9 protein-coding genes and 6 pseudogenes are annotated in these 14,617 nt (G+C 73.4%); 1 reads left to right on the top strand and 14 read right to left on the bottom strand.

What is annotated here, in order from left to right; all coding sequences use genetic code 11:
- Positions 1-57: 57 nt before the first annotated feature.
- The 14 genes and pseudogenes from WKH84_RS01275 to WKH84_RS01210 all read right to left on the bottom strand — a co-directional run bounded on the left by WKH84_RS01275 (position 58) and on the right by WKH84_RS01210 (position 12,091).
- On the bottom strand, positions 58-864 hold the full coding sequence (locus WKH84_RS01275) for a sugar ABC transporter permease (RefSeq protein WP_341856730.1): 807 nt from the start codon (positions 862-864) through the stop codon (positions 58-60).
- Between the two features lie 141 nt (positions 865-1,005).
- Positions 1,006-1,287: a hypothetical protein gene (locus WKH84_RS01270; protein ID WP_341857061.1), complete on the bottom strand. Its 282-nt coding sequence runs from the start codon at positions 1,285-1,287 to the stop codon at positions 1,006-1,008.
- A 124-nt stretch (positions 1,288-1,411) separates the two neighbouring features.
- Positions 1,412-2,173, bottom strand: a pseudogene (locus WKH84_RS01265) (extracellular solute-binding protein); the annotation flags it as partial.
- A gap of 366 nt (positions 2,174-2,539) precedes the next feature.
- On the bottom strand, positions 2,540-3,154 hold the full coding sequence (locus WKH84_RS01260) for a hypothetical protein (RefSeq protein WP_341855368.1): 615 nt from the start codon (positions 3,152-3,154) through the stop codon (positions 2,540-2,542).
- The gene (locus tag WKH84_RS01255) at positions 3,151-3,567 is read right to left on the bottom strand and encodes an NUDIX domain-containing protein (protein WP_341855367.1); all 417 of its coding nucleotides are present in this window, start codon (positions 3,565-3,567) and stop codon (positions 3,151-3,153) included. Before WKH84_RS01255 ends, WKH84_RS01260 begins: the two co-directional genes overlap by 4 nt.
- A gap of 136 nt (positions 3,568-3,703) precedes the next feature.
- Positions 3,704-3,982, bottom strand: a complete 279-nt coding sequence (locus WKH84_RS01250) for a PLDc N-terminal domain-containing protein (RefSeq protein WP_341855366.1) — start codon at positions 3,980-3,982, stop codon at positions 3,704-3,706.
- Positions 3,983-4,007: 25 nt separating this feature from the next.
- On the bottom strand, positions 4,008-4,562 hold the full coding sequence (locus WKH84_RS01245) for an NINE protein (protein ID WP_341855365.1): 555 nt from the start codon (positions 4,560-4,562) through the stop codon (positions 4,008-4,010).
- Between the two features lie 277 nt (positions 4,563-4,839).
- Positions 4,840-7,059: pseudogene (gene der, locus WKH84_RS01240) on the bottom strand (bifunctional cytidylate kinase/GTPase Der).
- A gap of 20 nt (positions 7,060-7,079) precedes the next feature.
- Positions 7,080-7,337 (bottom strand): hypothetical protein, encoded by a 258-nt coding sequence (locus WKH84_RS01235; RefSeq protein ID WP_341855364.1) that lies wholly within the window; start codon positions 7,335-7,337, stop codon positions 7,080-7,082.
- Between the two features lie 407 nt (positions 7,338-7,744).
- A pseudogene (locus WKH84_RS01230) lies at positions 7,745-7,999 on the bottom strand (prephenate dehydrogenase/arogenate dehydrogenase family protein); the annotation flags it as partial.
- Positions 7,903-9,087, bottom strand: coding sequence for a pseudouridine synthase (locus tag WKH84_RS01225; RefSeq protein ID WP_341855363.1), 1,185 nt, complete (start codon positions 9,085-9,087; stop codon positions 7,903-7,905). The gene WKH84_RS01225 and the pseudogene WKH84_RS01230, both read right to left, overlap by 97 nt.
- A pseudogene (locus tag WKH84_RS01220) lies at positions 9,087-9,902 on the bottom strand (AAA family ATPase). Before WKH84_RS01220 ends, WKH84_RS01225 begins: the two are co-directional and overlap by 1 nt.
- A 239-nt stretch (positions 9,903-10,141) precedes the next feature.
- Positions 10,142-11,133 (bottom strand): annotated as a pseudogene (locus WKH84_RS01215) (tyrosine recombinase); the annotation flags it as partial.
- A 4-nt stretch (positions 11,134-11,137) separates the two neighbouring features.
- Positions 11,138-12,091, bottom strand: coding sequence for a heme o synthase (locus WKH84_RS01210; protein ID WP_341855362.1), 954 nt, complete (start codon positions 12,089-12,091; stop codon positions 11,138-11,140).
- 284 nt (positions 12,092-12,375) lie between these two features.
- Between WKH84_RS01210 and tkt the strand changes: the two are divergent.
- Positions 12,376-14,476 (top strand): annotated as a pseudogene (tkt, locus tag WKH84_RS01205) (transketolase).
- Positions 14,477-14,617 lie beyond the last annotated feature (141 nt).

Raw genomic sequence — 14,617 nt, 5'->3', positions numbered from 1 at the left:
CGGGACGAGCGGCCGACGCACCGCCCGCGGGGGCGGTCGTGGTCGTGGGAGCGGCGGTCATCGCTTGTCCTCCTCGGGCAGCAGGCGCAGGTAGGCGATCGAGGCCAGCGCCCCGATCAGCAGGAGCGACAGGGCGACGGCGGTGCCGTAGCCGAGCTGTCCGTAGGAGAACGCCTGCTCGTACATGTACAGCGGCAGGGTCTGGCTCTGCCGGGCGGGGCCGCCGCCGGTCATGATGAAGATCAGCCCGAAGACCGACAGGGTCTGCAGGGTGGTCAGCATCAGGTTCGTCGCGATCGCGGGCCGCAGCGGCGGCACGGTCACCGAGACGAAGCGGCGCACGGGCCCGGCGCCGTCCAGCGCCGCGGACTCGTACACGTCCCCGGGCACGGAGCTCAGCGCGGCGGAGTAGACCAGCATCGAGAACGCCGCGCCGCGCCAGATGTTCGCGAAGGAGACCGCGATGATCGGGGCGCTGAACAGCAGGTCCTGCCCGGGCGACCCGATCGCGGTGAGCATGGCGTTGAGGCCGCCGGCGTCGGCGAAGAAGGTGTAGAGCAGGTAGCCGGCAACCACCTCGGGCAGGATCCACGCGGCGATCACGATCGAGGTGACCGCGAAGGTGACCAGCCGGTGCGAGCGCTCCATCAGCAGGGCCAGGCCCATGCCGAGCAGGTTCTGGCCGAGCACCGCGGAGATCAGCGTGAACACCAGGGTGAGGATGACCGAGTTCCAGAAGTCGCCGTCGGCGAAGGCGTCGGTGAAGTTCTGGACGCCGACGAAGCTGGTGTCGGAGGCGCCGTCGCCGCGGATCGCGGAGTCGGTGAAGGCGAGGTAGAGCGAGTACAGGATCGGGCCGAGCATGAAGCCGAGCGAGCAGCGGCGCGGCCGGCGGCATCGGCACGGCGCGCATCGGCGAGAGCCCGTCCCCGAGCCGGGTGCGTCGGTCCCCGCGGCGCGGGGCGCCGGCCCCTGCGGCGGGGCGGGTGGTGGTGTCGGTCGCGGTCATCCCTGGGCCTCCTGCACGTTCTCCGGGCCGACGATGTCCCGCACCGTCGCGTCGTAGGCGGCGGCCGCCGCCTCGGGGGCGGAGCCCGTGAGCACGGCCTCCATCGCCTCCTGGAGCGCGGAGGAGACCTCCGGATACGCAGGCGGCGCTGGCCGGTAGTAAGCGGTGTCCAGCAGGTTCGTGAAGTACTCGACCGCCGGGGAGTAGCTGAGGTACTCCTCGACCTCGGCGACGTCGTTGCGGACGGTGATGTGGTTGTCCGCGATCGCGTAGTCCACGAGGGTCTCGGTGGAGACCAGCGTCTCGAGGAAGCGGAAGGCCGTCTCGCGGTCGGTGACGTCTTCGCGGGATGGACAGGCCCCAGCCGCCGGCGAGGGTGACGGTGCCGGTGCCGCCGCCGTCCTGGGTGGGCATGTCCGCGAGCCCCACCACCTCGGGCCATTCGGGCCAGGGCCGGCCGGCGGTCTCGGTCCAGTTCTGCGAGATCCAGGAGCCGTCGATCAGAATGCCGAGCTTCGCGTCGGGGAGCAGCGAGGTGTAGATCTGCTCGGAGATGTTGGGATCCAGCGGCTGGCCGAGGGAGGCGGTCAGCTCCTCGTCCACGACGGTCTTGAGGAAGGCGAGGGAGTCGATGAACCCCTGCGAGCCCAGCACCCACTTCTTCGTGTCCTCGTCGTACAGACCGGTGCCGTCGCCCGTGCCGTACAGCGGCATCTCGAAGCCCTGCATCGAGGCCTTCTCGCCCTGCGGGGTGCCGGCGAACATGAAGAACGGGATCGCCTCGGAGCCGGAGTCCTTGATCGCGCGGGCCGCCTCGAGGATGTCCTCCCAGGAGGTGGGTCGCCAGTCGGCGGGCAGGCCCGCCTGCTCGAACACCTCGCGGTGGAACCAGATCGCACGGGTGTCGGTGGTGATCGGCACCCCGTAGACCTCCCCGTCCTCGCCGGTCACGGCGAGCTTGGACGCCTCGGCGATGTCGTCCCAATGGTCCCAGCCCTCGACCAGGTCGGTCATGGGCTGGAGGTATCCGGCCCCGACGTCGGACAGGAGGATGAAGGAGTCCTCATAGACGAGGTCCGGGCTGGTCCTCGGGGAGCTCATCAGCGGCTCGTTCTTGGTGAAGTAGTCGTTCTCCGAGGCGACGATCGGCACCAAGTCGATCACCAGCTCCGGGTTCTGCGCGGAGAACGTCTCCGCGGCGCGCTCGATCCACTCCTGCTTGATCGTGTTGGAGCCGAACTGCTGGAAGGCGATGCGCAGGGTGCCCGCGTCACGCCCTCCTCCGGAGCGACCGGCCAGCGCACCCAGCGGCGACGAGGGCGGCGGCACCCGCGGTGAAGCGCAGGAAGGACCGGCGATCGGTGCCTGTCCGTGGGGAAGGGGTCGGGGCCACGAAGACCTCCTCGTCGACGTCTCTCAGGCCCTGAGCGTAGCGGGTGAGACCCGTCACACCGGGAAGTCGGTGCGCCCCGGCGCGTCGCACGTCCTGCGTCGTCCCCTCCCCCTGTCCCGTCCTCCCCGGCGGTGCCCTCAGCCGCGGGCGCGGCCGACGCCCTGGGCGCGCTCCGCGTCGGCATAGCGCATGCCGGTCGGCACCTGCGCGAGCTCGAACCAGGACGCGGCGCGCGGGAGGAGGCGCACGTCCTGCCAGGGGATCTCGAACTCGGGCGCCTGCCAGAGGGTCAGCGCGATCTCCGCGCGGCGTCCGGCGGCGACCAGCAGCGACCGTCGCAGACGGGAGAGCGGATGGGGGTCGGCGCGGGCCGCCTCGGGGATCGCGACCGCTCCGCCGAGGTCGAGCGGCCACACCGTCTCGCCCCAGTGCGGCTCCGCCCGCTCGGGGGTGCCGGCGATGACGGCCGGCGGGCGCAGGTCCGCGGCGGCGACCGGGACGGGCGCGAGGGGCTCGCCCCGCCGCGCGGCACCTCGTCGTCGCACCCAGGCGCCGGGCGACAGGAGCTTCTCGCCCACGTGGACGTCGACCAGCGGCGCCTCGGCGAAGGGGCGCGGCGCCTCGCTGAGCCGTCCCGCGCGGGCGAGGTCCCGGCGCGGTGCGGCGATCACCCGCACCACGGCGTGGTCTCCCGGCCGGTCGGTCAGCGGGATACGCACCCGCGTGCCGGGGAGGGGGTTGCCCGTGCTCATCGGCGGAACCTCGCCTCGGCCCGGTCCTCGAGGGCGAGGGCGAGCCGCTCGCGGAAGCGGTCGTTCATCGGCGGCAGGTCCTCGACGGGGCACCAGAGCGCCTCGGTGTTCTCCCCGTCGGCCGGGAAGGGCCGCTGGGAGTCGTCGGCCTCGCACAGGAAGCAGATGTCGAGGTACTGGGCACGGTCCCCGTTGGCATAGGTGATCTCGGGCAGGGCGCGCATGTCCAGCAGGCGCAGGGCGGTGCACGCGATGCCCGCCTCCTCGGCGACCTCGCGCTCGGCGGCGCGGGCGGGCTCCTCCCCCGGGTCGACGATCCCGGTGACCGGGGTCCAGCGGCCGTCGTCGGCGCGGCGCACCACGAGCAGGCGGGTGCGTGCGGGGTTCAGGACGACGGCCGTGACGCCCGGCATCCACAGCGACTCGTTGCCGATCCTCTCGCGCAGCGAGAGGACGAAGTCCGGGGTGGCGATGATGCTCCTCCTGGAAGGGGTCGGCGGGGTGCGGCCGCGGCGCGGCGGACGACGGCGGCGGGGACGGTTCCCGGGGTCAGGCGGTGCTCGCGGCGATCCCGAAGATCCCGAGGATCGCGATGCCGAACACGAAGTAGGCGAGGATCCCGAGGATCACGAGCCCGACGATCACGCAGAAGACGATCCAGCCCACCTTGTTCATGGTGCGCGCGGAGTGGGGGTCGGACTCCATCTGCACCAGGGCGATGATCCCGAAGATCGTGGGAATCCACCCTCCGCACAGGAAGCCGAGCACGATCAGCAGGATCGCGCTGGTCTGGATCGAGCCGCGATCGGGAGCGGGCGGGAGCGTCATGGGCGTCCTTCCGGGACGGGTGGAATCAGTCCCTCAGCGGGCGGCCATGCGCGTCGCGCTCGAAGGAGGGGGACTTGGCGAGGACCATGATGCCCTCGACGAGACCCCAGATGGTCGTGATCGGGGACAGCGTGAAGCGACTCAGCACGGTGACCAGGACCTGCACCAGGCCGATGGCGGTGTACCCCATGAGGAAGCGGTGCACGCCGAAGGCGCCGAAGAAGATCCCCAGGACCCCGACGAGCACGCGGCTCTGCGCCTCGCCCTGCACGGGCGCCGCACCCGGCTGGGCGGCGTGGGCGGCGCCCTGCGCGCCGTCCTGCGGGAAGCCCTGGGCGCCCGCGGGGGCGCCGTAGGGCGAGGCCTGGCCGTACGGGGAGGCCTGGCCGTAGGGCGAGGCGTCGCCGGAGCCGCCCTGCTGGCCGTACGGATCCTGCTGGCCGTACGGATCCTGCTGACCGTAGGCCTCCTGGCCGGCGGGCGCGGCGGCCTGTCCGAACGGGTCCTGCCCCGCGGGGGCGGCGAAGGGGTCCTGCGCGCCCTGTCCCGGCGCGGGTCGCCCCGCCGGGGGCGCGCCCACGGGTCCTGGCCGCCGCTCGGCGCGGCGTAGGGGTCCTGGCCTGCGCCGGGCGCCTGCTGCGCGGAGGGGTCCTGGGGGGCGAAGGGGTCGTGCTGCGGGGTCCAGGAGCCGTCGTCACCGGTGTTGCTCATGGGCGCCACGATACGTGCCGCCGGCGGTGCCCTGCATCTCGGCGCGCTGGGCCCCCGGGGCACTCGGCGCAGGCCCCTTCGACGACAGCACCCCGTCCCCGCCGCGGCGGGAACGGGGCGTCGACGGCGCCGCTCGACGGGGTCGCTCAGCGGCGGCGCTTCTCGCGGATCCGCACCCCGATGACGATCGGGGAGCCGGTGAAGTCGAAGTCCTCCCGCGACCGTCGCTCGATGAAGCGGCGGTAGCCGTGCTCGAGGAAGCCGCTGGCGAAGACCACGAACCGCGGCGGACGGGTGCGGGCCTGCGTCGCGAAGAGGATCCGGGACTGCTTCCCTCCGCGCGCCGGATGGGGGTGCGCGGCGACGAGCTGGCCCAGGAAGGCGTTGAGCCGGCCCGTCGGGATACGACGGTCCCAGGACTCGAGCGCCTTCTCGAGCGCCGGCACGAGCTTCTCGGAGTGGCGGCCGGTGGCCGCCGAGATGTTCACGCGCGGCGCCCAGGCGACATGGCCGAGGTCCCGCTCGATCTCCCGCTCCAGCGCCTTGTGCCGCTCCTCGTCCAGCAGGTCCCACTTGTTGAAGGCGAGCACGAGGGCGCGCCCGGACTCCAGGACCATGTCGATGATCTTGAGGTCCTGGGTGGAGATCGGCTCGTTGGCCTCCAGCGGCACGACGGCGACCTCGGCGCGGTCCAGCGCCGCGTGCGTGCGCAGCGAGGCGTAGTAGTCCGCGCCCTTGGACTGCGCGATGCGGCGACGGATCCCCGCGGTGTCCACGAAGGTCCACTCCTTGCCGCCGAGGACGATCTTCTCGTCCACGGGGTCGCGGGTGGTGCCGGCGAGGTCGTCGACGACGACGCGTCGCGCTCCTTCGCGAGCCGGTTCAGCAGCGAGGACTTCCCGACGTTGGGGCGGCCGACGAGGGCCACGCGCCGCGGGCCGTGGTCGACCGGCGAGCCCCGGCCCTCCTCCGGCATGGCGGCGACCACCGCGTCCAGCAGGTCGCCGGAGCCGCGGCCGTGCAGGGCGGAGACCGGGTACGGCTCGCCGAGGCCGAGGTTCCACAGCGCCGCGGCCTCGAGCTCGCCGCGCTGGTCGTCGACCTTGTTGGCGACCAGCACCAGCGGCACACGCGCCTTGCGCGCGACCTTCAGCAGCTGCTCGTCGGTGGTGGTGATGCCGACGTTCGCATCGACGACGAACATGACCACGTCCGCGAGGGAGACGGCGACCTCGGCCTGCTCCGCGACGCGATAGGCGATGCCCTGGACCCTGTCCTCCCAGCCGCCGGTGTCCACCAGCCAGAAGTCCTTGCCGGACCACTCCGCCTCGTAGAAGACGCGGTCGCGGGTCACGCCGGGACGGTCCTCGACGACGGCCTCGCGGCGGCCGAGGATGCGGTTGACCAGCGTGGACTTGCCGACGTTGGGGCGGCCGACCACGGCGACGACGGGCAGGTTCCGCGCGCCTCGGGCCGCAGCCGCGCCTCCTCGCCGCCGCCGAGCAGGGCGAGGTCCTCGTCGTCGAGCTCGTAGTCGGACAGGCCCGCGCGCGCGCCGCCTCGATGTCCTCGTCGCTCGGGCCGTCGGCCCCTGCCTCGACCACGACGGGCGCGGCGGGGGCGGGCTCGGCCGGGCCGTGCTCGGCGGTCTCGTCGGCGGCCTCGGCGGCCGCGACCAGCATCAGCACCTTCTCGACGACGTCCTCGATGTCGAGGCCGGTGGTGTCGATCTGCTCGACGCCCTCGGCGGCGGTGAGGAACTCGGAGACGGAGGAGTCGTCGCGGTCGCGGCGCGCGACCTGGTCGGCCATGCGCTCGCGCGTCTCCTCGGTGTCCTCGAGGCCGAGCTCCGCGGCGCGGCGGCGCATCCGCTCCTCGTCCGAGGCGGTCAGCGACACCCGCACCCGGGCGTCGGGGGCGACGACGGTGGTGGTGTCACGGCCCTCGGCGACGCAGAAGCCGCGCTCGGCGGCGGTGGAGAAGAGCACCTCGCGCTGGCGGCGCTGGAGGATCGGGCGCACCAGGGTGTTGGTCGCGACGGCCGAGACCTGCTGGGAGATGCGGCGCTCGCGGATCGCGGCGGTGATGTCGGTGCCGGCGACGACCACGGTGGCCCCGGTCGGGTCGGTGCCGAGGTCGAGGTCGATCTGCTCGGCGACGCGCGCGACGGCCTCGCGGTCGGCGAGGTCGACGCCGTCCTCGAGGCAGGCCCAGGCGATCGCCCGGTACATCGCGCCGGTGTCGAGGAAGCCTCCGTCCAGCGCCTCGGCGACGAGGCGGGAGACGGTCGACTTCCCGGAGCCGGCCGGGCCGTCGATCGCGATGGTGATGCCCTCGGCGGGGTCGTGCGGCGCGCTGGTGTGCATTCCAGAAGGATACGGGGCGCTCAGGCCCCTGCGACCCTCCAGCCGCGCACCGCGAGCTCCCGCGTGAGCAGGTCCTCACGGGCGGCGTCGATCGCGACGTGGGCGAGGCCGACCTCGCGTCCCAGCTCGTGCTCGAGGCGGAGGTCCTCGAGGTTCACGCCGATCTGCCCGATCTCGGTGAGCAGGCGCGCGAGCTCGCCGGGCCTGTCCGGCACCAGCACCACGAGGGTCGTGAAGGCGTCGGTCGCCCCGCCGTGCTTGCCGGGGATGCGGCGCACGCCGCGATTGCCCTCGGCGATCAGGTCGGCCAGGGCGCGTCGGGACCCGGTGCCGGGGTCGGGGTCCCCCTCGAGGGTCGCGAGCGCCCCGCGCACCGCCTCCAGGCGGTCGGCGACGGAGGCGAGCACCTCGCCGACGGCGCCGGCGTTCGCGCCGAGGATCTCGACCCAGAGCCGCGGATCGGAGTCCGCGATCCGGGTCGTGTCCCGCGCCCCTGCCCGGCCAGGCCCAGCGCCTGCTCGGAGGGCTCCAGCAGGGTCGTGGCCAGCAGGCTCGAGATCACCTGCGGCACATGGGAGACGTGCGCGACGGCGGTGTCGTGCGCCGCGGCGTCCAGCACGATCGGCACGGAGCCGATCTCCGTCGCCAGGCCCTTCAGCACGCTGACCGCGTCGGGGAGCGTCTCCTCGTGCGGGACGACGACGAAGGGCCGGCCCTGGAAGAGGTCGGCGCGGGCGGCGATCACGCCGGAGACCTCGCGGCCCGCCATGGGGTGGGCGCCGACGTAGCGCGGCAGGTCCTCGGGCCGGGCGAGGCGGCGCAGGCCCTCGAGGACGGTGGTCTTCACGCTCGCGACATCGGCGACCAGCGCGTCCGGCCAGCGGCGCGGCGCCCCGTCGACCAGGGACGCGGCGACGTCGGGCGGTGCGGCGACGAGCACGAGCTCCGGGTGGCGGTCCCCGGCGGCGGGCGGCTCCCCACGCCGAGCTCGACCGCGAGGGCGGCGGTGCCCGGGGAGACGTCCTCGACCTGGACCTGCACCCCGGCGCGGCGCGGCGCCATGCCGAGGGAGCCGCCGATCAGCCCGGTGCCGATGATCCGCACGGGCGAGGGGACGAGGGTCCTCACAGCCCGACCTCCGCCATCAGAGTGCCGAGCTCGCGATCGGTGAGCTCGCGGGTCTCGCCCGGGGCGAGCTCGCCGAGCGACGACGGGGCCGATCCGGGTGCGGATCAGCGCGGTGAGCTCGAAGCCCTGGGAGGCGAACATGCGGCGCACGATCCGGTTGCGCCCCTCGTGCAGGGTCACCTCGACCACGGCCTCGCGGCCGTCCTGGGCGAGGACCCGGGCGCGGTCGGCGCGGGCCGGGCCGTCCTCGAGCTCGACGCCCTCCCGCGGCGCCTTCACGAGCCCGCGCGGCGGGCCGCCGGGCGCGTCGAAGCGGCACACGTAGGTCTTGTCGACCTCGAAGCTGGGGTGGGTCAGGCGGTGGGCGAGCTCGCCGTCGTTGGTCAGCGACAGCGAGCCCTCGGTCTCGTAGTCCAGGCGGCCCACGTGGTAGAGACGCTGGGAGTAGGCGGCGGTGAACTCGGTGAGGTCGCGGCGGCCCTCGGGGTCGCTCATCGCGGAGACGACGCGGCGGGGCTTGTTCAGCACGACGGTGAGCTTCGCGTCGTCGAGCTGGAGCCGGCGCCCGTCGACGTGGACCACCTGGGCCGCGGGGTCGATGCGCACGCCCTGCTCGTGGACGACGGCGCCGTCCACGCGGACCCGTCCGGAGGAGATCAGCGCCTCGCAGGCGCGGCGGGAGCCGAAGCCGGCGCGGGCGAGGACCTTCTGCGCCCGCTCGCCGTCCTCGCGGTGGACCTCGGCCTCCTCGCCGTCCGCCGCGGGCAGGCGCGTGCCCTCGTCGTCGCGCGCCCGGACCTGCCGGGGCGGGGTGAAGGCGCCGCGCCGGCGGGCCGGCTTCCCCGCGCCCCCGCGCCCCGCTCCCCGCTGCGCGCCGCGGCGCGGCCGCTGCCCGGCCATCAGGCCGCGGCGCCGCGCGAGATCAGCTCGCGTGCGAGCGCCGGTAGGCGGCGGCGCCCTTGTTCGAGGTGGCGAAGGAGATGATCGGCTCCGCGGCGACGGAGGCGTCGGGGAACTTCACGGTGCGGTTGATGGTGGTGTGGAAGACCTTGTCGGGGAACGCCTCGACCACACGCTGGCACACCTCGCGGGCGTGCGGCGTGCGCGGGTCGAACATCGTGATCAGGATGCCGTCGAGCTCGAGGCGGGGGTTGATGCGGTCCTGCACCTTCTCGATCGTCTCCACCAGCGGCGCCACGCCGCGCGCGCGCGAAGTACTCGGCCTCCAGCGGGATGATCACGCCGTGGCTCGCGGCGAGGGCGTTGACGGTGAGCAGGCCCAGCGAGGGCTGGCAGTCGATGATGATCACGTCGTAGTCGTCGGCCACGGGGCGCGCGACGCGGGCCAGCGCCATCTCGCGGGCGACCTCGTTGACGAGGGTGACCTCGGCGGCGGAGAGGTCGATGTTCGCCGGGAGCACGTCGAGATCCTCGGTCTCGGTCTCCTGGATGACGGTGCGCACGTCGTGGCCCCGCTCCATGAGCAGGTTGTAGACGGTCACGTCGAGGTCGTAGGGGTTCACGCCCAGGCCGGCGCTGAGCGCGCCCTGGGGGTCGAGGTCCACCAGCGGCACCTTGCGGCCGAGCTCCGCGAGGGCCGCGCCGAGGTTGATGACGCTCGTGGTCTTCCCGACCCCGCCCTTCTGGTTGACCATCGAGATGATCCGGGCCGGCCCGTGGGAGTCGAGCGCGGCCGGCTCCGGGAGCTCCGGCATCGGCCGGCCGGTCGGGCCGAGATCGATGTCCAGCCGCTGGGGGAGGTCGGGCTCACGTCGTTGTCCTGTCGTCGGCGTCGTGGTCTGGTGCGTGCACGCCGCGGGGCGAGCGGGCTCCGGAGGTGCTCCGGTCCCAGCCCGGGGAGGGACGGCGCGCGTCGGTCCCCGCGCCATCCGCGGCGAGCCCCCGGCGGCCGGGGCCGGTCGGGGGCGTCGTGCCGCCCAAGTCTAAGCCCCCGCCGGGCGCGGGGGTGGGCGCCGGCGTGCGTCTCGCGGAGGGAGTCGACCGTCACCTGCGTGTAGAGCTGGGTCGTGGTGACCGAGGCGTGGCCCAGCGACTCCTGCACGGAGCGCACGTCGGCCCCGCCGTGCAGAGAGGTGGGTGGCATAGGAGTGGCGCAGGGTGTGCGGGCTGATCGGCTCGGGGAGGTCCTCCAGCTCGGCGTCGCGGGCGCGGCTGCCGCACGACCTGCCAGGCGGCCTGGCGTGTCAGGCGGGTGCCGCGGGCGCCGAGGAAGATCGCCGGGGTGCCCCGGCCCCGCGCGGCGAGGGCCGGGCGGCCCCGCGTGAGATATGCCCCGAGCGCCTCGGCGGCGAAGCGGCCGACGGGCACCACCCGGTGCTTGTCCCCCTTGCCGCGCGGCACGGCGGAGCGCCCCGGCAGGTCCACGTCGTCGAGGTCCAGGCCGGTGACCTCGGAGATCCGTGCGCCAATGCCGTAGAGCGGCTCGAGCAGGGCTCGGTCGCGCAGGGCGCGCTCGGTCGCGTCACGCCCGGTGCCGGGGCGTCCGGCGGCCTCGAGCGGCGCCTCGACCTGGTCGAGGGTCAGCGGGTGCGGGAGGCGTCGCGGCAGGGTCGGGGTCGGGACCAGGCGGGAGGGGTCGCCGGTGATGGAGACCCGCTCGGCGTCGAGGAAGGAGTGCAGACCGCGCACCGCGGCGAGGGAGCGGGCGGCGGAGGCGGCGGAGAGGCGGGTCCCCCCGTCGGCCCCGGTGCGCAGGGACTGCGACCACTCCCCCAGGCGCGCGGGGTCCACCGCGGCGGGGTCGACCTCGCGGCGCGCGAGGTCGGCGAGATAGCGGCGCAGATCACGCCGGTAGGCCCCCAGGGTGTTCTCGGACAGGCCCCGCTCGATGCGCAGGTGGCCGAGGTACTGCTCGAGGATCCGCCGGTCACCCGGGCGCAGGGGGTCCTCCTCGCCCGTCGGGCGCGGGGCCTCCCCGGAGCTCATGCGGTCAGAGGGTGACGAAGGGATCGATCGCGAGGGCGACGAAGAGCACCGTGAGGTAGGTGATCGAGCCGTGGAAGACCTTCATCGGGGCGAGCGCCCTGCCGGAGAGCCCCTGGCGGACCCGCAGTGCATAGCGCACCACGAGGAAGCCGAACCAGGCGCCGGAGGCGACGGCGGCGACGCCGTACACCCAGCCGGTCTCGCCCAGCGGGATGATCGCGAGGCTCGAGGCGATCATCAGCGCGGTGTGCAGCGAGCATCTGGCGCGCGACGTTCGAGCGAGAGGACACCACCGGCGAGCATCGGCACGCCCGCCCTGGCGTAGTCGTCCTGGAACTTCTCGGCCAGCGGCCAGTAGTGCGGCGGCGTCCAGAAGAAGATCACCAGGAACAGCGAAGACCGCGGTCCAGGAGACGGTGCCGGTGACCGCCGACCAGCCGATCAGCACCGGCATGCGGCCGGCGATGCCGCCCCAGACGATGTTCTGGCTGGTGCGGCGCTTGAGGATCATCGTGTAGAAGACGACGTACAGCAGGATCGCGCCGACGGCGAGCGCGGCGGAGACCCAGTTCACCAGCAGGCCCAGCCACAGCGCGGAGACCGCGGAGATGGTCAGGCCGAAGATCAGCGCGGCGCGCGGGGTGACGGCGCCGGAGGGGATCGGACGCTTCCGGGTCCGCTTCATCTTCGCGTCGATGTCGCGCTCGAGGTACATGTTCAGCGCGTTCGCGCCGCCCGCGGCGAGATAGCCGCCGACCATGGTGGCGATGATCAGCCACAGCGAGGGGAAACCGCCGGCGGCGAGGAACATCGTGGGGATCGTCGTGATGAGCAGCGACTCGATGATCCGCGGCTTGGTCAGCGCGACGTAGGCGCGGAGGGTGGAGCCGACGGTCCGCGGACCGCTCCCGCCGTCCTGGCCTGCGCCCCGCGCCTGAGCTCCCTGGGTGGCGGTCACCGCCCACCGTCCTTCCTCCTGGTCACGGCACGCGGCCGACGAACCACACCAGTCTAGGTGCTCGCCCGCGACGGCGGGGCGAGGCGCGGGGTGAGAGTGGGCACCGTCCGCCACGGCAACAGCCTGGACGCGCATGACCTCGGCGCACCGCCAGGACTAAGGTGGTCCCCGTTGCCTCCCGTGCGGAACGCGCACGTCGCGACCGGTCATCCGGCGCCGTGCGGAGAGGCCCGTCTTTCCGAGCGGCCGTCCAGGCCGCATCCCGGCGAAAGGATGTCCACGACATGACGGAGAACTTCACGGCCCCCGAGGGCTGGACCGAGCTCGACAAGCGGGCGGTCGACACCGTCCGCGTGCTGGCCGCCGACGCGGTCGAGAAGGTCGGCAACGGCCATCCCGGCACCGCCGTCAGCCTCGCCCCGGCCGCGTACCTGCTCTACCAGGACGTGATGCGTCACGATCCGACCGACCACGCGTGGCTCGGCCGCGACCGCTTCGTGCTCTCGGCCGGCCACTCGAGCCTGACCCAGTACATCCAGCTCTTCCTCGGCGGCTTCGGCCTCGAGAAGAAGGACCTCGAGGAGCTGCGGACCTGGGGCTCGAAGACCCCCCGGCCACCCCGAGAACTTCCACACCGAGGGCGTGGAGATCACCACCGGCCCCCTGGGCCAGGGCATCTCCTCGGCCGTCGGCATGGCCATGGCCCAGCGCCGCGAGCGCGGCCTGCTGGATCCCGAGGCGGCGCCCGGCACCAGCCCCTTCGACCACTTCACCTACGTCATCGTCTCCGACGGAGACCTGCAGGAGGGCGTCTCCTCCGAGGCCAGCTCCCTCGCGGGCACCCAGCGGCTCGGCAATCTGATCGTGCTCTGGGACGACAACGAGATCTCCATCGAGGGCGACACCTCCATCGCCTTCACCGAGGACACCGCCGCGCGCTACGAGGCCTATGGCTGGGACGTGCGCACCGTGGACTGGACCCACGGGGGGACGGAGTACGGCGAGGACGTCGCCGCGCTCAAGGACGCGATCCTCGAGGGCCAGAAGGTCACCGACAAGCCCACCTTCATCCGCCTGCGCACCATCATCGGCTGGCCGATCCCGGAGCTGGCCGGCTCGCACTCCGTGCACGGCGCGAAGCTCGGCGCCGAGGGCGTCAAGGGCCTCAAGGAGGCCGTCGGCTTCGACCCCGAGCAGACCTTCCAGGTCGACGAGGACGTGCTGTCCCACACCCGCGCCCTCGCGGACCGTGCCGCGGAGAAGAAGGCCGAGTGGGACAAGGGCTACCAGGCATGGCGCTCAGCGAACCCGGAGAAGGCCGCGCCGCTGGACCGCCTCGTCGCGCGCGAGTCGCCGGGCGGCTTCGCCGACGCGTTCCCGACCTTCGAGGCCGACGAGAAGGGCGTCGCCACCCGCGCCGCCTCCGGCAAGGTCCTCGGCGAGCTCGCCGCGGTCATGCCCGAGCTGTGGGGCGGCTCCGCCGACCTCGCCGGCTCGAACAACACCACGATGAAGGGCGAGCCGTCCTTCCTCCCCGCCGAGCTCAGCACCTCCGAGTTCGCCGGCGACCAGTACGGCCGCACGCTCCACTTCGGCATTCGCGAGCACGGCATGGGCGCGATCCTCTCCGGGATCTCCCTGCACGGCCTGACCCGCCCCTACGGCGGCACGTTCTTCCAGTTCGCGGACTACATGCGCGGCGCCGTGCGCCTGGCCTCGCTGATGAAGACCCCGGTCACCTACGTGTGGACCCACGACTCCATCGGCCTGGGCGAGGACGGCCCGACCCACCAGCCGGTCGAGCACTTCGCCGCCTATCGCGCGATCCCGAACCTCTCGATCGTCCGCCCGGCGGATGCGAACGAGACCGCGCAGGCGTGGAAGTTGCTGCTCGAGCGGGACAACGGCCCCGTCGGTCTGCTCCTGTCCCGTCAGGCGCCGCCCACCTTCGACCGCAGCGAGTACGCCGGCGCGGAGAACATCGCCAAGGGCGGCTACGTGATGAAGGACGCGTCCGACGGCCAGCCGAAGGTCATCCTCATCGCGACCGGCTCCGAGGTGCAGTACGCGGCCGAGGCGCAGAAGCGCCTCGAGGCCGAGGGCACCCCGACCCGCCTGGTCTCCATGCCGTCCGTCGAATGGTTCGACGAGCAGGACGACGAGTACAAGGAGTCGGTGCTCCCCTCCTCCGTGACCGCTCGCGTCACGGTCGAGGCCGGTATCGCCATGCCCTGGTACCGCTTCCTCGGCGCGCACGGCCGGGCCGTGTCGCTCGAGCACTACGGTGCCTCCGCTGATGCGAAGACGCTGTTCCGCGAGTACGGCTTCACCCCCGAGGCGGTCGTCGAGGCCGCCCGGGAGTCCCTGGCCGCCGCCGGCGCCTGATCCGCCGCGGGGGCGGGACCCCAGGGTCCCGTCCCCGCGTCTCTCCCCCTGCCACCCCGGGGACCTGCGATGTTCCGTCGGACACCTCCTGGTATCCGCGCCCGCCCGTCCCCGTTGCACCTGATGACACCAGCGTCGACC

This window comes from Brachybacterium sp. GPGPB12, assembly GCF_038396325.1.
In the GTDB taxonomy this organism is placed as follows: Bacteria; Actinomycetota; Actinomycetes; order Actinomycetales; family Dermabacteraceae; genus Brachybacterium; species Brachybacterium conglomeratum.
Note: the sequence above shows the minus strand (reverse complement) of the source record. Positions and strands in the feature narration are given on the sequence as shown.